This is a genomic window from Shewanella piezotolerans WP3, assembly GCF_000014885.1.
Taxonomy (GTDB): Bacteria; Pseudomonadota; Gammaproteobacteria; order Enterobacterales; family Shewanellaceae; genus Shewanella; species Shewanella piezotolerans.
Window position 1 is genome coordinate 837,349 of sequence record NC_011566.1, and the last position, 22,596, is coordinate 859,944.

Annotated in this window: 18 protein-coding genes; 6 read left to right on the forward strand and 12 right to left on the reverse strand. The window is 43.7% G+C overall.

Translation table 11 applies throughout. From position 1 onward, the window contains the following. Positions 1-87: 87 nt before the first annotated feature. From norR to SWP_RS03705, 3 genes are all read right to left on the reverse strand, one after another. Positions 88-1,626 (reverse strand): nitric oxide reductase transcriptional regulator NorR, encoded by a 1,539-nt coding sequence (gene norR, locus SWP_RS03695; protein ID WP_020911022.1) that lies wholly within the window; start codon positions 1,624-1,626, stop codon positions 88-90. Positions 1,627-1,799: 173 nt separating this feature from the next. After that, the gene (locus SWP_RS03700) at positions 1,800-4,091 is read right to left on the reverse strand and encodes a nitric-oxide reductase large subunit (protein ID WP_020911023.1); all 2,292 of its coding nucleotides are present in this window, start codon (positions 4,089-4,091) and stop codon (positions 1,800-1,802) included. 303 nt (positions 4,092-4,394) lie between these two features. Continuing rightward, the gene (locus SWP_RS03705) at positions 4,395-5,321 is read right to left on the reverse strand and encodes an LpxL/LpxP family Kdo(2)-lipid IV(A) lauroyl/palmitoleoyl acyltransferase (protein ID WP_020911024.1); all 927 of its coding nucleotides are present in this window, start codon (positions 5,319-5,321) and stop codon (positions 4,395-4,397) included. A 243-nt stretch (positions 5,322-5,564) separates the two neighbouring features. On the opposite strand from SWP_RS03705, the gene SWP_RS03710 reads away from it, so the two are divergent. Then, positions 5,565-6,428 carry a hypothetical protein gene (locus SWP_RS03710; RefSeq protein ID WP_020911025.1) on the forward strand — a complete coding sequence of 288 codons (864 nt, stop codon included), beginning with the start codon at positions 5,565-5,567 and terminating at the stop codon, positions 6,426-6,428. A gap of 613 nt (positions 6,429-7,041) precedes the next feature. On the opposite strand, the gene SWP_RS03715 is transcribed toward SWP_RS03710, so the two are convergent. The 3 genes from SWP_RS03715 to SWP_RS03725 form a co-directional block, all read right to left on the reverse strand. Further along, complete coding sequence (locus SWP_RS03715) at positions 7,042-7,782, reverse strand: DUF1963 domain-containing protein (RefSeq protein ID WP_020911026.1); 741 nt, start codon at positions 7,780-7,782, stop codon at positions 7,042-7,044. Between the two features lie 52 nt (positions 7,783-7,834). Then, positions 7,835-8,116, reverse strand: a complete 282-nt coding sequence (locus SWP_RS03720) for a hypothetical protein (RefSeq protein ID WP_143711163.1) — start codon at positions 8,114-8,116, stop codon at positions 7,835-7,837. Positions 8,117-8,410: 294 nt separating this feature from the next. After that, entirely contained in the window at positions 8,411-9,388 is a 978-nt protein-coding gene (locus SWP_RS03725) for a hypothetical protein (RefSeq protein WP_020911028.1), read from the reverse strand. Between the two features lie 197 nt (positions 9,389-9,585). Between SWP_RS03725 and SWP_RS03730 the strand changes: the two genes are divergently transcribed. Beyond that, on the forward strand, positions 9,586-11,013 hold the full coding sequence (locus SWP_RS03730; protein ID WP_020911029.1) for a DNA cytosine methyltransferase: 1,428 nt from the start codon (positions 9,586-9,588) through the stop codon (positions 11,011-11,013). A 16-nt stretch (positions 11,014-11,029) separates the two neighbouring features. Here the strand turns inward: SWP_RS03730 and SWP_RS03735 are convergent, their stop codons facing one another. After that, entirely contained in the window at positions 11,030-11,749 is a 720-nt protein-coding gene (locus SWP_RS03735) for a SinI family restriction endonuclease (protein ID WP_020911030.1), read from the reverse strand. 1,135 nt (positions 11,750-12,884) lie between these two features. Between SWP_RS03735 and SWP_RS03740 the strand changes: the two genes are divergently transcribed. Further along, the gene (locus SWP_RS03740) at positions 12,885-13,355 is read left to right on the forward strand and encodes a TetR family transcriptional regulator (protein ID WP_020911032.1); all 471 of its coding nucleotides are present in this window, start codon (positions 12,885-12,887) and stop codon (positions 13,353-13,355) included. Positions 13,356-13,369: 14 nt separating this feature from the next. Here the strand turns inward: SWP_RS03740 and SWP_RS03745 are convergent, their stop codons facing one another. Continuing rightward, on the reverse strand, positions 13,370-13,579 hold the full coding sequence (locus SWP_RS03745) for a hypothetical protein (protein WP_228371109.1): 210 nt from the start codon (positions 13,577-13,579) through the stop codon (positions 13,370-13,372). Positions 13,580-13,902: 323 nt separating this feature from the next. Between SWP_RS03745 and SWP_RS03750 the strand changes: the two genes are divergently transcribed. Both SWP_RS03750 and SWP_RS03755 read left to right on the forward strand, forming a co-directional pair. Next, positions 13,903-14,490 (forward strand): hypothetical protein, encoded by a 588-nt coding sequence (locus SWP_RS03750; protein ID WP_020911034.1) that lies wholly within the window; start codon positions 13,903-13,905, stop codon positions 14,488-14,490. A 9-nt stretch (positions 14,491-14,499) separates the two neighbouring features. Next, on the forward strand, positions 14,500-15,582 hold the full coding sequence (locus SWP_RS03755; protein ID WP_020911035.1) for a rhomboid family intramembrane serine protease: 1,083 nt from the start codon (positions 14,500-14,502) through the stop codon (positions 15,580-15,582). 64 nt (positions 15,583-15,646) lie between these two features. On the opposite strand, the gene SWP_RS03760 is transcribed toward SWP_RS03755, so the two are convergent. The 4 genes from SWP_RS03760 to SWP_RS03775 all read right to left on the reverse strand — a co-directional run bounded on the left by SWP_RS03760 (position 15,647) and on the right by SWP_RS03775 (position 20,466). Further along, complete coding sequence (locus SWP_RS03760; RefSeq protein WP_020911036.1) at positions 15,647-17,017, reverse strand: MipA/OmpV family protein; 1,371 nt, start codon at positions 17,015-17,017, stop codon at positions 15,647-15,649. Positions 17,018-17,613: 596 nt separating this feature from the next. After that, positions 17,614-18,996: an NAD(P)(+) transhydrogenase (Re/Si-specific) subunit beta gene (locus tag SWP_RS03765; protein WP_020911037.1), complete on the reverse strand. Its 1,383-nt coding sequence runs from the start codon at positions 18,994-18,996 to the stop codon at positions 17,614-17,616. A gap of 6 nt (positions 18,997-19,002) precedes the next feature. After that, a complete protein-coding gene (locus tag SWP_RS03770; protein WP_020911038.1) occupies positions 19,003-19,278 on the reverse strand; it encodes an NAD(P) transhydrogenase subunit alpha part 2 in 276 nt (91 codons plus the stop codon). Continuing rightward, entirely contained in the window at positions 19,279-20,466 is a 1,188-nt protein-coding gene (locus SWP_RS03775) for a Re/Si-specific NAD(P)(+) transhydrogenase subunit alpha (protein ID WP_020911039.1), read from the reverse strand. A 348-nt stretch (positions 20,467-20,814) separates the two neighbouring features. Between SWP_RS03775 and SWP_RS03780 the strand changes: the two genes are divergently transcribed. Then, positions 20,815-22,596 carry an assimilatory sulfite reductase (NADPH) flavoprotein subunit gene (locus SWP_RS03780; RefSeq protein WP_020911040.1) on the forward strand — a complete coding sequence of 594 codons (1,782 nt, stop codon included), beginning with the start codon at positions 20,815-20,817 and terminating at the stop codon, positions 22,594-22,596.

Sequence of the window (22,596 nt, forward strand, 5' to 3'; positions counted from 1 at the left end):
TTCTGTTTTGCTTTTATACCAATCAGTATAAAGATTTGATCGCTCTCTTATACTGATTGGTATTAGCCTAGCGTTTGTTTAAATTGGCTATTTTATGCCAATACGTTTAGCCAATCGGTGCAAATTACCTGAGTCGAGCGCTAAAGCTCTAGCTGTGGCAGCCCAGTTACCTTGGTTTTCTGTGAGTACCTGTTGAATGTACTGCGACTGAAATGTTGCTGTCGCCTGTTTTAAGGTTTGATTGCTTGGCAGTGCCTTAGCGCCAGACTTAGGTTTGCTAACAATACTTTGGGGAGCTTCAGCTTGAAAGTCAAAATGCTGCGGCGCGATAAGGTAACTATCTGATGTTGATTGCGCTCTTGAAAGCACCGCCGCACGGTGCAGGACATGTTCCAATTCACGAATATTACCAGGCCAATCGTAACCATTGAGTAGTGCTAAGCTTTGGCTATCGAGTCTTAAGCTTTTCAGGGTTAACTTCTGACGACAACGCTCGACAAAAAAACCGCTCAACAAGGTGATATCGCCATCTCGCTCTCTTAGTGGCGGCACCATTATCGGAAATACGCTGAGACGGTGGTATAAGTCTGCTCTAAAGCGTCCAGCAAGCACTTCCTGTTTAAGATCTTTATTGGTGGCGGCAATGATTCGAACATCGACCTTAAGGCTTTTATCTGAACCGACCTTTTGTAGATCGCCATACTGTAATACTCGTAATAGTTTGGCTTGCAGCCCTAGCGGTAACTCGCCAATTTCATCTAGAAAGAGTGTGCCGTTATCGGCTTTTTCGAACTTACCGCTACGGTGGCTAATGGCGCCAGTAAAAGCACCTTTTACATGACCAAAAAGCTCGCTTTCAGCAACGGATTCGGGCAACGCGGCGCAGTTCAAATAAACCAACGCTTGCTTGGCACGGTTAGATAGCTGATGTATTGATTGAGCAACCAGCTCTTTACCGGTACCTGTCTCACCTAAAATCAACACATTTAGGTCGGTGCTAGCAACCACATTTAGCTCATTTTTCAGGGCATTCATAGCAGTCGACTGACCTATCATCTCCACTGGCGCATCGGTGTTAATCCGCGTAACAGTCGTTACCTCTTGCGATTGTACCGCTTGTTTTTCCAGTTTATCGATCATTAAGGCATTGCTGAGTGACGCTGCTGCAATTGCACTTAGGGTACGCAGTTCATTGTCGCTGAAGGCATTAAATTGCTGCGGATCGAAGCCATCGATGGTGACCGCACCGATAAGATCGCCATTAGCTAATAGCGGTAAGCCAATACAGGCATGCACCACTAAGTGATCACCTTGATGGGGAATTAGGCCGTCGTAAGGATCTGGCAGCTCACTGTCAGCTGGAAAACGAACAATATCACCAGCGCGAGCGATAGCTTCAAGCCTTGGGTGTTCGCTCAGAATAAAGCGACGCCCAAGCACATCTGGGCTCAGACCATCAATTGCAAGCGGATTAAATTGCTGCCCTGTAAATTGCAGCAGCGCGGCAGCATCACAGTGTAAGGTTTGCCTTATGGTATCGAGTAAGCGAGAGAAGCGGTCGTGATCAGACAGACCTGCGGTAATATCCAAGGCGATACGGGTAAGGTCAGTTTGGCTTAAAGACATAGGTGATATCCATTGCGTCGCGCAGCCGCGGTTAGCATTTGTTGAGTGTCGCGTTTTGTCTTTTTGACATTAAAGCTCAATGCTTGCAGTGTCAAATATACTGTTAAATAGAGATAGGTAATAAAAAAGGGCGCTAGATAAACTGCGCCCTTAAATTTTTGTCGCTTTACGGTTTAAGCATTTGCTGAAGCTTGGTCATTGTCCAATTCAGCGGCTTTCTTTTTGCCTATCGCTTTTTTGATAATGTCGAATAGGAAGTAGCCCATAAATAGACCACCAAAGCCAAACAATACGTCACCTGGCATACGCATCCAGACTAAGGTTTCAACCAATGGGCTATGGATCACTTCTGGGGAGCGAGCAAACCAGTAGCCATTGTCGATCACGGCGAAGAACTGCACGATCCCCACAGGAAGTAGCGACATAAACACCATTGCCGCCAAGCCAATGTTCATGGTCCAGAAAGCACCTTTTAATAGCTTTTCATTCCACTGCATTTGACCTGTTAGCCCGCGTAAGCAGAACAGCATAAGCCCCATACCTAACATGCCATATACCCCCATGAATGCTGCGTGAGCATGAGTTGCTGTGGTGTTTAGGCCTTGAATAAAGTACAGCGCAATCGGTGGGTTAATGAGAAAACCTAATACGCCGGCACCCACTAGGTTCCAAAAGGCGGTGGCAACAAAGAACATAATTGCCCATTTATAACGGATCATCCAAGGGCTTGCAGCGCGCAAACGGTAGCTTTCAACGGCTTCGAAACCAATCAATGCTAGCGGAACCACTTCAAGTGCAGAGAAGATCGCGCCCCATGCAATCACTGACGTTGGTGTGCCGGTAAAGTACAGGTGATGCAAAGTACCAATCAAACCACCAGTTAAGAAGATTACTGTAGCAAATAGCACTGCGGCATTAGCACTGCGAGCACGGATGAGCCCTAGGCGCACTAACATCAAGGCTATAACAGAAGTTGCGAAGGTTTCAAAGAAGCCCTCTACCCACAAGTGAACTACCCACCAACGCCAGTATTCGGCAATCGCTAGGTTAGTGTGCTTACCCATGAAGAGGCCTGCACCGTAAAATAGCCCAATCGCAACACATGAAGCGTATAGCACCCAAATGACTGGACGCATCTCACCCTTAACTTTTAACGCTGGGCGCATGGCTGCGGTAACGAGTGCTAACCAGATAAGCAGCCCTGCAAGTAATAGCACCTGCCACACGCGGCCTAAATCAATGTATTCATAACCTTGATGACCAAATAGGAAGTTCATGTCTAGGTCAAAGTACTGCTGTACACCTATCCATTCGCCAGCCATAGAGCCAAGGACTACAATCACTAAGGCAACCCAGAGTATGTTAACACCAATGCGCTGGAACTTAGGTTCGTGACCTGACAGTGCTGGTGCAATGTAAAGTCCTGTGCCTAACCATGCTGTGGCAATCCAGAATACTGCTAATTGGGTGTGCCAGGTTCGGGTGACTGAGTATGGCAAGATCTCTGAAAGTGGAATGCCATAAAAGTTTTGTCCTTCGACGGCATAGTGGGCGGTGATCCCACCGAGCAATATCTGCAGTAAAAACAGACCGATTGCGGTGACAAAGTATTTACCTACAGCCTTCTGAGACTTCGTCGGTTTAGTAAAGAACAAAGGATCTTGATCGGCAGGCTTGGGTAAGCTTTCATGTTTACCGCTGGCATGGTGCCAGACCAGTGCGCCAATACCGGCAATTAGGGTGACAATACTTAAAATTGACCAAACAACGTTGTCTGAGGTTGGCGTGTTGCCAATTTGCGGGTCAAATGGCCAGTTGTTGGTGTAGGTATAGTCGGTATCTGGACGCTCAGTGACAGCAGCCCAAGCTCCCCAAAATAGAAAGGCATTGAGTTTTTCGCGGCGATCTAAGCTTGGAACGGTTCCCTCTTTCATCGCATACTGTTCGCGCAGTGATGATAGCTTAGGATCGTCACCAAATAGTGCTAGATAGTGCTGTTCTACCTGTTTAATCGCTGCGATACGAGTCGCTGAAAGGGTGATATCTGTATCGCCATTGGCTTGCTGGACGACAGTGTTGCGACGAATATCTTCTCGCAGAGCTTGCTCAAGTCCCGCTTGCTGCTGTGAATCGAGTTGAGCAAAGTTTTTATTAAAGCGTTGCTTAGCGGTAATATCTAACCAAGCCTGAGCTTCTTTGTGTAACCAGTCTGCAGTCCAGTCTGGTGCAACGTATGAGCCATGGCCCCAAATAGACCCTAGTTGATGCCCCCCCATAGAGCGCCAAACTAACTGACCTTGTTCGATATCATCTTTGCTAAACAGTGTTTGTCCTTGGCTATCGACATAAGCCGTCGGGATAGGCGGCTTCTCTCGATAGATCTCACTACCAATACTTAGTAGTACGGTAAATGAAGCAATTAGCACCAGCAGTAGTGCCATTGCAGTTAGTCTTTGTTTGCTCATAAGTCCTCTTAGCGCAACGTTATTATTCAGGCGAACCTTGCTAGAGCAGATAACATGCCAACTATCTATGTTGTTGATTTATAATACTTTGGTATTTTTGTTGATAACGGAGGGTTGTCATAAAGACAATGTCTTAGTGTGTCCATATGACACTAAGTGTCTTTTTGACAATGAGTTGATACTTTAACACTGCAGCTGGAGGACTAGGCTGGATAAAAGTTGTACAAACAGTGACTTTGCTGCTATTGGTTAGCAGCAAAGTGAGCCGTTGCCCGTTGTCAATTTTACAAAGGGCGATAATGATTACTTATACAATGATGGATCTTCTGGATTAGGACGGGTTTTAAAGCGTCTATGTAGCCACATGTATTGTGATTTGTTGCGGTTAATAATCTGCTCAATGATGTGATTTCCGCGCTTAGCATCTTCAATTTCATTTTCACCAGGAAAGTTGTCCAGTGGTGCTTGGATCTCGATATTGTAGCCAGTGTCGCTGCTGTTGCGCTCTACAAAAAAAGGCAACACTTTAGCTTTCCCAAGCTTTGCCAACGTAGTGGCTCCGGTAATTGTGGCGGCTTCTTCTACGGCGAAGAAAGGGATGAAAGTGGCACTTGAACGGCCAAAATCTTGATCGGCGGTATACCAGATAACATTAGGCGCTCGTAGGCTTCGCACCATCTGGCGTAGATCTCTTTTCGGTACTAAGGCCTTATTAGAGCGTAGTCGTCCTTTTACCTGCAAATATTCCATCACCGCATTGTTGTGCGGACGGTATACGCCGACACCCGGTTGGAACTGGCCAAAGATGCGTGCGCCCATCTCTAACGGTAAACAGTGAACAGCAAATAAAATCACCCCTTGGCCATTATCGAGTGTCTGCTGAACATGTTGTTGGCCTTTTATGGTCATATGCTGCTGGATTTTTTCATCGGACCACCACCAAGCATTAATGGTATCGAAAATGGCTTTACCCGTTTGTTCGAAATTCTCACGTAGCAGAACTTGTTGTTCAGCATCGCTCATTTCGGGAAAACACAGCTGCAAATTACGTTTAGCAGTATTCACCCGTTTGCCAATAATACCCATTGCCATCCTGCCAAGCGCAGCGCCCATTTTCATTTGAATACGCAAAGGCAATACTTGTGTGAGACGCATCAGACCTACACCTAGCCAAAGGAGCCAGTACTTAGGATGATAAAGGTGAGATGAAAATTGGGCTTTTTCTACCACGGAAAACTCGAATACATTGGAAAATTACTCATTATTCTAACGCAATCTTGACCACATTTATTCAACATCATTAAAAATTAGGTACAATCAAGGTTAAATCTGTGAAAGAACCCGCCATAGTGGCGCTATTTCCTAAGTTTGAGTGCACCAAAGTGCAACAGTCATGTTGCTGTTGAGTGTGCAGAGGAACATCCCATTGACCCGATTAAAATCTCTATGGCAAGCCAATAGCGAAGTCGCACAATGGCTATAGCATTGGCTGCGGGTTTACTGCTTTCAAGTGGTTTTCTTTGGGAGGATATAGCAACCCAAAAAGCCCTCATCTGCGAACGTGACACACTAGCGACTTGTTTAGAGGTACTGCCTGAGTCTGCTAGAGTCCAGTTGCCTAATAGTCAATTACTTCAGCTATCAATGGGCGCACGTGCAGCAATGGTGTTACCGCTCCTTCACCGCGAAATTGCCGGAGTATTGGTGACTGATTTTGATAAACTGCCGCATAAGCGCAGCGTAAACTGGGGAGCGGGTCATTACTCGTTAGCGCTTAATCGGCAAGATGAACTGACTTACTGGCATGAGTTGGGTCACCTTGAAGCGATAGCGGCAATGCAAAGCTTAAATCTAGAGATAAACAGCACCTATCAACATGAGTGGCTATCTGATCTTTACCTAGTTTGGCGGGTAGCCAATGAAACTAATAGCGTGAACTTAGCTTGGCAGCAATACCATAGGCGCAATATCGATGTGATAGCCAATACCGAATTTATGTCCCACTGGAGCGTCCCTATTCTGGCGCAAGCATTACAGCGTTACAGTGTAAAGCAGCTGCAATCCTTCGATAGTTTTAATGCCTTTTTAACCGATTTTTGGCCGCTGTTAACTGTACCGAATGATGATAGTATCGCAGAATTTTCTAGCCTTATACAGCGCACCTTTGGCGCAGGTACTGTGCAACCCTTACCCGGTTACATGTATTGGCGCAAACCCGATTTAGGCCGTTACCTAGAGCCGACGTTGATTAAGATTATGGGGCAATCAAGCGCAAAGCGCTGGTTAGCGGAGCAAAGCATGCAGCCAGAGACACCGAGCATAGCTCCTCGACTGTAACTGTAAAGTCTCGCTTGGTGACTTATTTCTGGATAGGATAGATTTAACCTAGCGAGCCTTAAGATCAGTATCGAGATTAAGGTAATTCAGCTGTATTGAGCCTTTGCAAGTCGCCGTGAATATATCCCTATAGGCTCTACTAAATCATCCCTGATTTAGAAGCTTGCGCAGCCTAACTCAGATGAATAACTAGCAAGTGCATTTTAGCCGCTAACTCATTATTGGACCGATATGAGGTAGCCAGAGGAGTCTAACGAACAGTATCGAAGTTAAGCGGAAATATGGCAATCAAGCGCCATTCAGCTGCATTGAGCTTTTGCAAGTCGCCGTGAATATATCCCTATAGGCTCAGCTAGATCATCCATGATTTAGAAGCTTGCGCAGCCCAACTCAGATGAATAGCTAGAAAGTCTATTTTAATAGCTAACTCATTATTGGACAAAAGCTTGTTAGAGTTAAGGCGCTTGGGGTATTGAGTTTAATTAGGGAAAGTACGGCAAACGGATATGCAGTAACGCCCACATTAAAGGGCTTTTTATTAGTTTGCTAAAATTGTGTAGCGAAGCGAAACTGAGCAAACTGTATAAAGAGCATTCTCCTTTAGAGTGACTTGTTAGCAGCAGGCCCACACCATTGCTAGCTCATTTCTATGCTCGGCACATTGTGATATGTGAGCACAACCAGAGTCTCCAAACATATATGGTATTTCGCCTGACGAATCTATTTGAAATATAAAATTCATTTCTTTTTCACAAACTCGACATTTAGGGTATTCAATACCTTGCACCCAACAAGGCCAGCCAACTAGTTTTTCTCCTGCAAATGGCACTTCATCTTCACACAAAAAATCAATTTCATCTTCTGATAGATTTACCCCGAGATCTTCTAGTTCCATTGTGTCAGGATAATCTTCTTGCTCTCTCCAACCAACAACACTTATTTCGGGAAATGCTCGTTTAACTGGTGATTCTGTGACTTGAAAAGTATCATCTACCTCTACCGGAAGAATTCTCAATAATGTAGCTTCAGAATGCGGAGCCCAAGATTCACAATCAACTTCACAATGAGGCTCCTCATTAGTGCAATAAAACACTTGGAGAATACCGTCACCAAAAGGTGTTTTTGCTTCATTTGGAATATCAAGTGAGTTAATTTGAGCAAATAGTTGCATTGGTTCATTGCAGTTTTTACAGCATGGCCAGCCACTTCTAGTAACTACGGGGATCCCTGAAAACTTGGATTTATGCACTGACGTTTGAGCTTCTTCCGTTATAGGCTCCCATGAAACTCTTTTAAAAGGAGCTAATTTTAGCTTCAATTTTTCCCAGTATTCATCCCAAGAAACTTCTGACATTAATCCACTTCCTTATTGAAAATTGACTCTTAACTCAAACATGCTGCAACGCTCAAAGCAACCGCGCGTCTTTTCGCGTCGGATTGCCTTTGCTTGTTAAATGCTTAGCGAGCACATAAGCCAATAACGGCAACCATGAAGCAAATGCCATAAGTAACCCGGAAAGCATGTAGTTAGTTTTATTGAGGTATATCCAGCCTAACTCAGTACCCCATGGATATTCACTCAGCTCTTCTGCTGAGGCAAACAAGCCGATATACACCCCTTCACAGCCAGCAAGCGCTGTGAAAAATACACCGACGAGTATAAAGGTGATCAATATGAGCTTATTCATGATTGCCATTTAACATTTGTATACACGCCTTGCGCGTTTATCTGGTTAGATCAGTCAAAGAAACTAATAGCCAGCCATTATTAATCAACAACATAACGAGCTAAGAGCGCGACTTCAATACTTAGCCGTATTCTTATCATGAATATTCCTCGCGAAAGCGAGGCTGCCGGTATAATTTGCAAGAAATGATAAAATTTGGCTGAAATACTCTTCTGAAAAGTGCTGATGGTTAACTCAGTGATTTTGTCTGAGGAAAGTCGATTTTAGGTGATATCAATTTTGAAAAACACTGGGTTAATGGCTTCGCATATATTCGCAGCTGCTTGAGAAATGCCGTCGTCGCTTGTTGAGGTGTTCACAGTAACGGTTGAATTCCTCCAATGTACCAACAGGGCCGTGAAACAGTTGACCAAACTCTGTGACAATTTTGAGCCAATTTGCTGTTGGGATATTCAGGCGACTGAGGATGTTTTCAGCGTTCGACGAAATAGCTCCACGTTTATCATCACGAATAATTCTGCCTGTTTCATCGACTAATAGGAGATAGTCTTGCAATGAGAAACCAATGCCTTTTGGCTGATTTATCCGTTCATTGCCAATGAACGGTAATAGTTTCTTGGGCTGTTCGCCTTTCAGTGCAGCTTTGACTCTTAACTGGATACTAGTGAAGTCTGATTGCTCTGGTGTGTTAGCTATTTTAGCGCGAATAGGGTTGAGTTCGACATACGCCATACAAGCCAGAACTGCCGCTTTATCTAACAATGCTTGAGACTTGAAACGCCCTTCCCAGAAGTGCCCAGTACAGTTATCTTCATGATTAGCTTGCCTGGCAATCGGCTCATTGAGACACCGCATAAACCAGCTGATATCAATGAGCCTTGAGCGGTAAGTGGCAATAAGGTGCTTGAGTTGAACCACTAAATGCTCATCGATGACTTCACCTTTAGCGAACTGTTGAGTTAACGTCGTGCCGTTAAACAGTTTATGCCATTGCAGTACTACATCCCTATCTGACCAAGCATTAACCTGCTCGACATCGATATACAATACCACATGCAGATGATTACTCATCACCGTATACGCCGCGACATCAATAGCAAACACCTCACTGAGCTTGAGTATCTGCTCTTCAACCCAAGCTCTGCGATGGTCGTAATTTTTACCCGTGTATTTATCATCACCACAGAGAAAGGCGCGCCGAACAACACGGCTGCAGCAGTGATAATAAGGTGTGTCTTCAAGGCTAATGAGGGTTCGTCTTGGACGCGGCATACAACCTCCTTGTTAAATGCTCAAATCAAGCATAGTAGGAGAGGGGTATTTGTGCCATTAACTATGGGTGGCTATGTCTTTATTCGCTATGTCTTTATTATTGTTTTTTGTCCGTTTAAGCAACTTGTTAGGGCTTGACCTGTTTTTATATACAGCTATAATGGTACTTATTATAGGTTTCGATAAGGAAACTCTGCGTGAGTACCGAAATTAGCATCAAAGATGCAGCTAAGCAACTAAATATTAGTGAACAAAGAGTGAGAACCTTGTGTAGGCAAGGTGAACTGGAGTCGAGAAAGTTTGGGAACTCATGGATTATCAATGCTGAAAGCATTGATAAATATGGATTACGCACAGCCCATATGGTTGCAGAAGATCACCCTGCTTATAATGTCAATGAGAAGTGTAAGAAGCCCATTGCACTAAGTTTCTTTTCTGGCGCTATGGGGTTAGATTTAGGAATAGAGAAGTCAGGCTTTGATGTAAGGCTTGCCTGTGAAGTAGATAAGTATTGTAGGCAAACTATCGCACTGAATAAGCCAGATACAGCACTACTAACTGACATTAATAAATATAGTGCCAACGAAGTTAGGTTAGCTGCGGGTTTAGGAAAAGACGAAGAAATTGATTTAATAATGGGCGGGCCTCCATGCCAAGCATTTAGTACAGCTGGAAAGAGAAAAGGCCTCAATGATGAAAGAGGAAACGTGTTCCTGAAGTATATCGACCTCGCATTGGAATTAAGACCGAAATACTTTGTAATAGAAAATGTTCGAGGGCTTTTATCATGCCCTATGGAACATCGCCCACATGAAAAAAGAGGTGATGATTATCCCGAGCTTGGATTAGATGAGTTAAAAGGCGGAGCGCTGAATTTTATTATTAATAGGTTAGAGAATTCTGGTTACTCGTACTCTTTTAATTTATACAACTCAGCTAATTTTGGTACACCTCAAATAAGAGAACGAGTGATCATTATTTGTTCTAGAGATGGGGTAAAACCTCCGTACTTGGTGCCCACTCATTCTGAATTCGGTAGTGATGGATTGCAGAAATGGAATACGGTAAAAAAAGCTATTTCTAATCTAACGAGCCATGACCATTTAACTTTTCCAGAAAAAAGGCTTAAGTATTATCGAATGTTATCGGCAGGGCAAAATTGGAAAAATTTACCTATTGAAACTCAAAAAGAGGCAATGGGAAAATCTTTTTATTCAGGTGGTGGTAAAACAGGTTTTTTAAGACGACTAGGCTGGGATAAACCATCCCCAACTTTGGTCACACATCCTGCGATGCCTGCAACAGATCTCGCGCACCCAGTTGAAGATCGTCCTTTATCTGTTCAAGAGTACAAAAGAATTCAAGAATTTCCAGACAGCTGGGACTTGGCTGGGCCTATAATTCAACAATATAAACAGGTTGGTAACGCAGTTCCTATTAGTATGGGAAATGCTGTAGGGAAACTTATAATGAATTTATTAAAAGGTAATGAAATCCCAAGTTTTAATAATTTCAAATACTCTAGATACAAGAATACGAGTGATAAAGAATGGAAAGAGCAATTTTCCAAACAGGTTCTAAAGCATAAAGAATCAACAGAACAAAAAGAATTAGGGTTTGGTTAGTGCCAAACCCTAGTATTTAACGTTTTGCTTTCTCTGCGGTTATATATTGAGAAACAAAATTTTTAAATTCTGCTTCACTTAAATCATATCCCTGCATTAATTCTGGTAATTTAGCCCAGTTTGTAAAACTGGGTCTACCTTTTATAGTGTCCTTAGAAAAAGACCTAAACCACTTTTGAATCCTGGTACCATCACGAATTGCACTACTTGATGAGTTTTCAGAATTGTCTCTATTCTTAATTTGGAGTGCAATCCATTCGTTTTTCTCGTTTCTACCCAAGAAGTCAATTGCTTTTACAAACTCTCCACAACACCAGCTCCAATGACTATCACGTAATTTAGAATCCAAATATCGCTCAAGTAAATTGCCTACACAATTTTCAGAGCACATTGCATGTTGATGCTCAAGTTTAATTTGTTCACATTGCGCAGTTGTATACCCATACGCTTTTTCCATAATAACTGACACCATTTCATCCGGAACAGTACTCGGCTCTACCGGAAAATCAGACCTTCGATACCCTTCGAAATACCTATTTGCAAGAGTACTAAGCCCAGAATCAGTTTCGACGCTCGGCTTAACAGGATTATCTTTATTCGTTCTCCAAGATAGTTCATCTGGAAAATCAGAAAGAAATGAACAAACTTCTACAAATGAAGGAATCAGGCTCCTTTCATCATCATTACGACAAATATTGGCAGCGATTTCTTCTGCCTTTTTTCTATTAAAACTCAAAATACTTCCTTACTAAATTAGCGAGCAATACCAGAATAGAGCCCTAACATTTGTATACACGCCTTGCGCGTTTACCAGGTTAGAACAGTCAAAGTGTATGCACTTAAATGTCTGATTTATAATAATTTTCAACGGTTAGTTCAAATGCACCTTCTGGAAAAACGAGAATGGACACTTTGTTTGCCTCGTATCTCCTGCAAACGAGCAAGCGCGTTTTTAGTTACTTGAATTTACTATTCTTTTTATTTTAGCTCAATAGCAAACCGCGAACTGATTGCGCATAATTTGGTGATTATCCGCACAAAACCAATAATACTGTATAAAAACATAAACACTGCTCTTTCCGACTGATGAGAAAAAATATTGCAAAGAGGTTATTGCTGTATTGGACTAATTGCTGGCGTAAACTCATTTTGGGGCAAAACCTAGTTACGAAACTCGCAGGAAACAGCTATTCCCCATAGGGGTTGCCGAAGTATGTTGAAGACTCTTTATAAGCCAAAGTCCGCAGTGCTCACACGGTCTTTCTCGTGCATCCGTGCACTTCAAGACATTCAGGCATCCAGCCTATCAGATGTGGGCATAGCTTTCGCGGGACAGGCCGTTCTTTGGCATCTGACCTATATGGATATGGGAAATGTCTATATGATGTCGGGAACATCATTGACCATGCCATCACGGCATTCGTAAATCCATTTACATCAGATGTCCCATCGGAAGCGTTAGGCTATTTTGAATAAGTACGAGGAAGACAACTTCGTTAGGGGCGCTGAGGGATAGACTCTTATGAAATCAAGAGCTGGGCGCAAGCGCTTTGCCCCTTGGCTCGACTCTCTGTTACAAGAATGGGCGAAGCGCCACGACTTTTATTTTTATAGAAATGAAAGCGTAGCTTGATAAAACTAATAGAGGGCTAACTCACTTTGCCGCAAAAGAAAGTCAGTATTTATCTAACGTGATCCCGCCGTTCTCATAGCAGCAAGCCTGCTGGTAAAAGCCCAACCTTGAACAAGCCTAGCAACCATTTTTAGCTGAACCTAAGCTGAACACCTGTCAGATTGCTACATAAGATGCGAGTTTCAGCAGCATGCTTTTGATAGAGTGAGATCAATTGTAAAAGGTAACGGGAAGTATTATGCCAAAGCGTTCAAAAGCTGAAACTAAGCACACTATCGAGCAGATCTTAATTGAAGCGCAGAAGCAGATCTTAGAAATGGGCTATGACGTTATGTCTTACTCAAGTTTGTCTGAAGCAACAGGGATCAGCCGCACCGGTATAAGTCATCACTTCCCTCATAAGTCAGATTTCTTAACCCAGCTCGAGCCTAAATTTGCAAGTTTACTTATGGAACACTTAGATTTTAGTTGCCGTGATGCGTTACGAACCTCTTGGCTTCGTGCGTTAGAGTCGCCAACATTTAGCGGCATCGTGAAGCTGTTTTTCTCTATCTGCGGTTCTAGTCAATTGGATTCAGCGCAATATAAAACATTAGGTTCGCTTAATGCTAAGGCATCTGCTGAGCTCGGTGAGCATGGTTCATCAATGATTGATACGCTACTGGGGCGTAGTGCTGTGTTGTTGTTTAGTCAGAAGCAGCTTGTGTAGGGGGCAAAGTAACGCTATTTTTGCTCTCTTAGTATGATACTTGGATTAAAGTTAATCTCACCTTCATCATCAATTGTTGCGAGTTTATTGTCCTGGCTGGCAACAGCTGTGCTGCAATTATTCGCGTTACGAACAAACAATAACTGGTAGCCCAATTTTGCTAATGTATAAAAGGCAAATCGCTGAGCATTAGTGAGTTTTATCCAGTGGCTATTAGTATCCATTAGCGTCTCTTTTCTGTTTTCGATAAAAGGCGACGTTAGCTTCATAGCTGCTGTGTGTAGCATTTAAATTCACTTATATTGACTAAAATTTCGATGGCCAATGGTGATGTATAAATGAACGATAAGCAAGTGAATTTTTCGTTTTAGTTGATGGTTGGATCAGTCGCTATCTCTTTATATATTAATTATAAATCTTGTTTAGCACTGTCTCTAAAAAACACTAACAGGTTATAGCGAGCAAAGTTGTTTTTGTATATGCTTGCGGCGTTCTAGATTTTAAGAGTTGTGAATTAAATATTCAGCATCAAGGAGTAATGCACGAAATGGATGTCAAACCTCAGGTCAGCGCTGCTGCAGAACCTATCAAACGTTTCCCCAAACTTGATAATCAAGAGTTAGTTAAAACCAGTTTTTGGATTAGCCAAGTATTTATGATCATTGCCACCATCGTCGGTGTCTACCTCGCGGCTCAAGAAGGTTTATCGCAGGCTATTATTTTTGATGTTCTATCTAATAAACAGAATAATTATTACCTGCGGCATGCGCTTTATGATGAAGTGAATGACAACGTGACCATTATCAACGAATACGCAGATACAGTAGCGAAAAACTCTCCTTATGATTTAAAGAGTATCCACCCCAATATGGCCACCTTTGTTTGGGAAAATATGCGTTACTCCGCCAATACGCTTGAAACGCCAACGCAGATCTTAACCGAGACGCGGCGTTTTTATATGGCATCTGCCGATATTATTTCCAAAATGGAAACACGCTTTTACGGTGCTAAATTTGGCGCAAAAAAGCTCAAAGAGCTAACCAAAGGGGTATCTGAATCTACCCTGCCAATGTTAAAAGATAACTACCAAGCATTAGCTGTTGAGCTAAAAGCTGCTGATATTACTGTCGAATAAGGATATAAAATGACGATCATCTGCCCTGGTTGTAATAGCCAAGCGATGCGAGTGTTTGACTTTCATGGTCAAGAAGTGGATAGCTGTACTCAATGCGGCGGAATTTGGTTTGATAGTGGCGAGCTCAATGGCGCGCTGTCTGTCGCTGACAATGGTAATAGCAATGTCGGTATCGAAAACGCGTTAGGTGAGAACTTAGGTGTGTCATCTCGACAGTGCAGTCACTGTAAATGCAATATGCAGCACTATTACTTGATGGATGACTTTCAGATAGAGGTCGATGTCTGCCATTCTTGCACTGGAGTGTGGATTGATGAGCATGAACGAGAAAAGGTGGTGCAATCTCCTAGAGTAAGAGCAGCTCTAGAACAACTCAATCAGAAAACCAGTGTTAAAACTTGGCTGTTTCAATTTCTATTACAGATGCCGATTGAGTATAACCTTAAAACCAAGAGTAAGCCGTGGGTTACTTATGCTTTACTCGCGTTAAATATCATCATCTTCTTTGCTTATGGTTATAGCGAACCAGCAACAGTATGGGTGTTCGATCACTTTGCAATGCAGCCATCGTTAGTGATGCAGGGTGAGCAGGTGATGCCGTTGCTAAGCCATATGTTCTTGCATGGCGATATTATCCATCTGCTGGGTAATATGTATTTTCTCTATGTGGTGGGTGACAATTTAGAGGATGCACTCGGTCATGCACGCTTTTTGGCGGTGTACCTTTTATGTGGTTTTGCGGCTGCTTTTGCGCAGATAGCATCCGATCCAACTTCAGCTATCTTTATGGTCGGAGCGAGTGGCGCCATAGCGGGATTATTTGGTATGTATCTGCTTTGGTTTAGGCATGCCAGCCTTACCTTTATGTTTGTTATCTACCAAAAGAAACTCTCTCCAATGGTATTCTTTGCTATTTGGTTATTGATAAACCTGTTTGGCGCATGGGCGGCACAAGGCGGGGTTGCTTATTGGGCGCACATTGGTGGCTTTATTGCAGGCCTCATCATAGGTTTATTGCTTAAGGCTCGAGTGATGTCAGCGAACCCCATTTTGGCACTGCTTAACTCTCCTGAAGTGAAGGTTTCTCGATAAAAGGCAATGCGTACAAAGATAAATAAGGCCGCATAATGCGGCCTTATTTAACTATTCAAAACGTTTAGAAATGCCATTGCAGGTAAAGCGATTGATAGTTACTACCACCACTTATGCGGCCAAAGGCTGAACTTGATTCAAAGATGCCGGAGCGGTGATGAATACTGTAACCAAACCAGAGGTTTTCCATATCCCTTGAATTGAAAATATCACCCACATTGACATCTAAAGAGAAGTCTAAGTAGTTAAGCAGCTTCGATGGTTTGTAATCTTTCTCTGCAAGCTCACTCGATTCTATATAGGTCACAGTACTGGCATAGGATAAACCTTCGGCCACACCGAGTCTAAAGCGCGGACCAATCTCGAAAGTGTAATAAGCTTTTACGGCGATAATGGCTTCAGCAATATTATCCTGTACTTCAGAGTCATGGTGCCAAACTATGCCTGGGGTTAAGTACAAATCGATTGGTAGAGTAAACAGGGTATCGGTTAACTGTGTACCATAGAATGCAGAAGTCATCTGGTTATTATAAGGGTCTGTTTTTGTCTGCCATTTGAGTATGGCGTTCAGGTTTGATGGTGTTGCCCAACCGTGAGCAATACGTAGGTATTCAGTCGGCTTTTCCTGTTTAGTTATGGCGGGTTTAGCTGAATAGCTCTTTTTCTTTGACTCGGGGAAAAAGCCGAAACCAAAGAAGGACTCATATTGAAAACGGTTGTTAATACTGGGCAGATGATAAACATCATCTTCCAGGCGGCCAACACCGAACTGGCCGAGTAGATATAGATTGCTAATCACATGGTATCGAGCTTTGATACCTGCATTAAAACTCACTCCACCGCCAACGTCATATTGGTCTAAACCATAATAGAACTGATTAAAGTCAGCACTTTTCCATTGAAATTCAGCGTAAGGTATTAAGCGCCAGTCTTCAGACTCCCAAAGGTATTGTGTTCGGCTATAACCATAGCTGCGTTTATTCGAATCAGAAAGGAAGGCCAAGTCGACATCCCACTGATCTTTAACAAAGCGGTACTGTAGCCCGAAATCGAATGCTTGAGACTGGGTGTCATTTTGCAGTTCTTGCGGGATATCAACAAAACGAAAACGGGTATAAAGGTTGATTTGGTGGTTATCGTTCTTCCAAATGTGGCCAGCAGCTTCCATACCGTTTATGTAGAAATAGTCATTTTGAAAATAGATAAGTGGCAGTGTGTCATACACCTCATCTTCTTCTGTGGCATAAGGAATATCACCGCGGCGCATACCAATACCTATGCCCCAGTTATCACTCCATTGATATGTCGTTGGCAGTTGGGCTGCTTCATTGGTAACAGGAGCCGTTTTCGCTGGCTCATCATTGGCCTGAACAACACTTAACGGGGTCAGCAGCATTAAACTGACGGAGAGCGTGGAAATGAAATTTAGATTCATATTATTCTTCTTAGATAAGCGCAGCATCTGTTCCATGAGTATAGGAGTTAGTATAAGTAAACATTACTTTATACCAATCAGTATAAAGATCACTCTGCGAAAGTTTAGCAGCTTTAAGGCAAGGTCTTTAAATGTTGCTCGGTAACTGCTCTTGCGTGACTCTCGATAATCGCTCCTGCATTTTTCTAGCTTCGAGCATCCTTACTCTCGAACCAGCTGGTATCTGGCCTCCAAGGAGGGAGGAATGCCTTAAGCATGTCAGGAACATGCTTGGCCATGTTGTTCGCAATGAAGAACATAGTTAAGCTAGGTTCAAGTTCACTAACGCAGCATCCAAGCCGCTACCACTCTCTGATAAGGAGTATTTTGACTGCCTACTTCGGCAACGAATAAACTCATAAGGGAATAACCATTGTGTCATTATTCACTTTGGATTAGCCAGCCTTGAATGAGCTGGCCAAAAACGCTCTGAGTAGATCAACTTCTTATACTGATTGGTATTATGTCTGATTTTGTACATAAGCTTAACAAATTAAGATGAAGCTATGATTAAAAAAAAGACCGCGAATGCGGTCTTTTTAGATTTGTATATTGCCTTAGTCAGCTTCTTTCAAGCTTTGCGTTAATTCAACAATGGCTTTTTTACCATCGCCAAACAGCATGACTGAGTTATCCATTGCAAATAGCGGGTTAGGCAAGCCAGCAAAGCCTGGGCTAAGTGAACGCTTGACCACTACCACAGTTCTCGCCTTGTCGACGTTAAGAATTGGCATGCCGTAAATTGGGCTACCTTTATCTTCGCGTGCCATAGGGTTGGTAACATCATTGGCACCAATAACAATCGCTACATCAGTTTGCTCAAACTGCGGGTTAATCTCATCCATCTCAATTAACTGCTCATAAGGCACTTCAGCTTCTGCCAGTAGCACGTTCATGTGCCCCGGCATGCGTCCGGCGACGGGGTGAATAGCATAGAGCACATTGGTGCCACGGGCTTCCATGACAGATGCCAATTCACGCACTGCATGTTGCGCTTGTGCCATCGCAAGGCCGTAACCAGGAACGATGACGACACGCTCAGCTGTTTCTAGTAGCATCGCGACCTCTTCTGGTGATGAAGAAGTCACTTTACCTGCGTAAACTTCATCAGCATCAACTGTTTCGCCGCCTTCTGCCATCACGCCAAATAGCACGTTAAATAGCGAGCGGTTCATCGCTTTACACATAATCTGCGTCAGAATAATTCCTGATGCGCCAACCAGTGAACCCGAAATAATCAGTACTGTATTACCTGTAATAAAACCAGTGGTTGCCGCTGCTATACCCGAATATGAGTTAAGCAGTGCTATCACTACCGGCATGTCTGCGCCGCCAATAGGGATAACTAACAGTAAACCGAGTACCAGAGATACAGCAACCAGTGCGTAAATCAGGTTGATGTTGCTTGGGTCCATCACAATAGCAATGGCTAAACCAACAGCACTTATCAGCAGCAAGGCATTGAAGATCTTATTGCCTGGCACCTTTATCGGGTTACCGGAGATAAGCTCTTGCAGCTTAGCAAATGCGATAAACGAACCTGAAAGCGTCACCGCACCAATAATCACTGTTGCGCTAATAGATATTAGTGCAACGGTATGAGTGGCTGACTCAGGGTCAAGAAAGTTTGCTAATGCAATAAATAGCGATGCACCGCCACCAAAACCATTTAGCATCGCAACCATTTGTGGCATGGAAGTCACTTGGATTTTGGTCGCCATGACAGCGCCAATGGTGCCACCGAGTAATACACCAGCAATGATCCACTCATAGCTTAAAATGCTTTGATCTAATAAGGTGACTACTACAGCGATGAACATACCCAGCGCTGAAAGTTGGTTACCTCTCACTGCCGTACGGGGTTTGGTCAGGCCTTTTATCCCTAAGATAAATAAGCTCGCAGCCACCAAATAGGCGAGATAAATAATCGTCGTACTCATAGTGGCTTATTTCCTTTTGAACATAGCTAGCATGCGGTTAGTCACCATGTAGCCACCAACAACATTAATTGTGGCAAGTACCACGGCGATAAAACCAAACACGTTGACCCAAATTCCAGCGCCAGAACCTGCTGATAAGAGTGCACCAACTAATGAGATCCCTGAGATCGCGTTTGAGCCAGACATCAATGGTGTATGCAGTGTTGGCGGTACTTTGGTGATCATCTCGACGCCGAGGAATACCGCGACCATAAATAGGGTCAGTAAAAGTAAAATTTCCATTTATTTAGCCTCCGGTGTAGCAGCTTCAGGTGTTGGTTCCTGCGCTGGTAGTCCTAAAAGATCGCGTAGACGGGCACTTGCCACTTCGCCTTTGTGCGCTACGACAGTGTCATGAACAATCTCATCGTCGAAATCGAGATGTAATACACCATCGTTGTCGACAATCAGTTTAAGTAGGTTTTCAATGTTAGTGCCGTACATTTGGCTGGCGTGATTTGCCGCGCTGCCTGGCACATTTGATGGACCTAGAATGGTCACACCTTTGTAAATCACCTCTTTATCGACTTCTGTTAGTTCACAGTTTCCGCCAGTTTCAGCGGCTAGATCTACAATGATGGTGCCACTTTTCATACCATCAACCATCTCTTTAGTGATCAAGATAGGTGCTTTTCGACCTGGAATCGCGGCGGTGGTAATAACAATATCCTGCTGCGCTAACACATTGGCCATTGCTTGCTGTTGACGTTTTAAGAAGTCATCGCTTTGCTCGGCGGCGTAACCACCTTTGGTTTCCGTATTCTCTGCTTCTAAATCTAGCTCTACCGGTTTTGCGCCCACAGAGATGATCTGCTCACGGGCTGCAGGGCGGATATCATAAGCTTCAACCACTGCGCCTAAACGCTTAGCGGTTGCACAAGCTTGAAGCCCTGCAACACCGACACCCATAATGAAAGCGCGTGCAGGTTTGAGGGTACCTGCTGCTGTCATCATCATTGGGAACAAACGTGGTGCTTTATGGGCTGCCAAAAGCACAGCCTTGTAACCTGCAATAGTGGCCATAGACGAGAGGATGTCCATGCTTTGCGCACGTGTAATACGCGGTACAAGCTCAAGCGCAACCGCTGTAGCCCCCGTCTCTGCAATGGCTTGAGCATTCTTTGGTTGCGCCAGAGGATCCATCATGCCGATGATAATCTGTTCTGGTTTGATGCTTGTCTTGAGCTCTGCAAGCTGCTCGCCTTTGGCGTTAACAACAGTAATTACATCCGCGTCACTTAAGACTTGTTCGCGGGAGGCAACAGTTGCCCCTGCTGCGATATAGTCTTCATCGGTAAACCCGGCTTTACTTCCAGCATTGCTTTCAACTAGCACTTGCACATTCTTTTTTAGGAGTCGGGCCACATTGGCTGGAATAAGTGCAACTCGACTTTCTCCGGCGTGACTTTCTTTGGGGATACCTAACTTCACAAAGGTTAACCTCTCAGTTGAGGACATTCGTAGGGACAGATGTCATTTTTTATATGTAAGGCTGCATATTGTGGCGACTCTGAATTTAGACACAAGTGCATATTTTTCAATATCGTGTTTATGGTACTGGTCAGACTGAAAAATTTGCGCTAGGCCACACTTTTAGATAGAAGTTTGCTGTCATCAAGCCCACTAAAAGTGAATTCATTCAAATGTCAGATACTTTTGTAGCTTAATTTTCAATCTTTGTATATTCCAAAATGGAATTAAAAATCATCTTTTATTCTTTTTTACTTTCTTAGCGAGGCGCTAAGCTTGCCAGCATTATACTGATACTGGGCCGTCCTAATGTTGTTAAAAGAGCTTTCATCACTCGCATCACCTTTGTCTTCTGGGCAGGTCGATAAGCTAAAGCAGCTCACTGCTGAACTGAGTGCCGTTCAACTTGCATGGGTAAGCGGTTACCTTGCAGCGACTTCTGAACAAGGAACATCTGCTGTACCGCAAGCAAGTGCAGAGCAAACGATTACTATTTTATATGGTAGCCAGACTGGTAACGGTCGCGGTGTGGCGTCAGAGCTTGCTGAAAAAGCACAAGCGCAAGGTTACGCTGTTAACTTGGTTTCAATGGGCGATTACAAAGCGCGCCAGCTAAAGCAAGAAACCTTACTGTTATTGGTTGTCAGCACTCATGGTGAAGGCGATGCACCTGATGATGCTATCGAACTGCACAAATTTTTGTCATCAAAACGTGCCCCTAAATTAGATAACCTTAATTACTCCGTATTGGCATTAGGTGATTCAAGCTATGAGTTCTTCTGCCAAACGGGTAAAGACTTTGATGCTCGTCTTGCAGCACTCGGTGCGACGTCTATTTCACCGCTTATTGAGTGTGATGTTGATTATGAAGAGCTGGCTGCAGCTTGGCAGGAAAGTGTTCTTGAGGCTGTTAAGCCACTGATTACGAGTGCTGGTGCTAGTGTGGTGTCAATCGGCAGTACAGCAAGCTCTGCCACTTCAAGCTTTACCAAGCAAAAGCCTTACACTGCTGAGTTATTAGTAAGCCAAAAGCTAACGGGTCGAGATTCTGACCGCGATGTACGCCATGTTGAAATAGAGCTGGGTGAATCGGGGATTAGTTATCAAGCAGGCGACGCATTAGGCGTATGGTTCACCAACAGTGAGCAATTAGTTAATGAACTGCTTGAAAGCTTGAGCTTAAACGGTGACGAGCAAGTGGCCTTAGGTAGCGACAATTTAAGTTTGCGTGATGCGCTGATTAATAAGAAGGAGCTAACTCAGCTCTATCCCGGACTAGTGACTGGTTGGGCTGAGCTCAGTCAAAGTAAAGTCTTGCTTGAGATCAGTAACGACAAAGCACGGGTTCGTGAATACGTCAATAACAATCAAGTGGCAGATTTAGTGCGTCAGCATCCAGCTAAAGTGACGGCTGAACAGCTAGTTGGCTTACTTCGTGGGATCACTCCGAGACTCTACTCTATCGCTTCTAGCCAAGCTGAAGTGGAATCTGAAGTGCACCTAACGGTAGCTCTTGTTGAAGATGAGCGTGATGGTGTGGCGCGTTTTGGTGGAGCATCTCAATTCCTAGCCAGTGCGGAAGAGGGTCAACAAGTGCAAGTTTATCTTGAACCAAATAACCATTTCCGTCTGCCTGAAAATCCAGAAACACCAGTCATTATGGTTGGACCTGGAACCGGTGTTGCACCGTTTAGAGCATTTATGCAGCAGCGTTCTGCTGAAGGCATTGAAGGTAATGCATGGCTGATATTTGGTAACCCACACTTTGAACAAGACTTCCTTTATCAAACTGAGTGGCAGCAGTATCTGCAAAGCGGTGAACTTTCTCGTATCGATTTAGCTTTCTCTCGTGATCAAGAACATAAAGTGTATGTGCAACATAAGATTGCTGAACAAGGTGAAGCTTTGTGGCAGTGGCTTGAGTCTGGTGCGCATTTCTATGTCTGTGGCGACGCGGAGCGTATGGCAAAAGATGTGCATCAAGCGCTACTCGATGTGGTGGTCAAGTTTGGCGGCAAAACAACAGAGCAAGCAGAAGAGTACTTAGAGACTCTGCGCGCAGCAAAGCGTTACCAAAAAGACGTTTACTAA

Coding starts and splice junctions, on each gene's coding strand:
- SWP_RS03740 (WP_020911032.1), top strand. CDS start 12,885: ATGCCAAAGCGTTCAAAAGCTGAAACTAAGCACACTATCGAGCAGATC.
- norR (WP_020911022.1), bottom strand. CDS start 1,626: ATGTCTTTAAGCCAAACTGACCTTACCCGTATCGCCTTGGATATTACC.
- SWP_RS03745 (WP_228371109.1), bottom strand. CDS start 13,579: ATGGATACTAATAGCCACTGGATAAAACTCACTAATGCTCAGCGATTT.
- SWP_RS03715 (WP_020911026.1), bottom strand. CDS start 7,782: ATGTCAGAAGTTTCTTGGGATGAATACTGGGAAAAATTGAAGCTAAAA.
- SWP_RS03720 (WP_143711163.1), bottom strand. CDS start 8,116: ATGAATAAGCTCATATTGATCACCTTTATACTCGTCGGTGTATTTTTC.
- SWP_RS03710 (WP_020911025.1), top strand. CDS start 5,565: ATGGCTATAGCATTGGCTGCGGGTTTACTGCTTTCAAGTGGTTTTCTT.
- SWP_RS03765 (WP_020911037.1), bottom strand. CDS start 18,996: ATGAGTACGACGATTATTTATCTCGCCTATTTGGTGGCTGCGAGCTTA.
- SWP_RS03700 (WP_020911023.1), bottom strand. CDS start 4,091: ATGAGCAAACAAAGACTAACTGCAATGGCACTACTGCTGGTGCTAATT.
- SWP_RS03780 (WP_020911040.1), top strand. CDS start 20,815: ATGTTGTTAAAAGAGCTTTCATCACTCGCATCACCTTTGTCTTCTGGG.
- SWP_RS03755 (WP_020911035.1), top strand. CDS start 14,500: ATGACGATCATCTGCCCTGGTTGTAATAGCCAAGCGATGCGAGTGTTT.
- SWP_RS03760 (WP_020911036.1), bottom strand. CDS start 17,017: ATGAATCTAAATTTCATTTCCACGCTCTCCGTCAGTTTAATGCTGCTG.
- SWP_RS03725 (WP_020911028.1), bottom strand. CDS start 9,388: ATGCCGCGTCCAAGACGAACCCTCATTAGCCTTGAAGACACACCTTAT.
- SWP_RS03770 (WP_020911038.1), bottom strand. CDS start 19,278: ATGGAAATTTTACTTTTACTGACCCTATTTATGGTCGCGGTATTCCTC.
- SWP_RS03750 (WP_020911034.1), top strand. CDS start 13,903: ATGGATGTCAAACCTCAGGTCAGCGCTGCTGCAGAACCTATCAAACGT.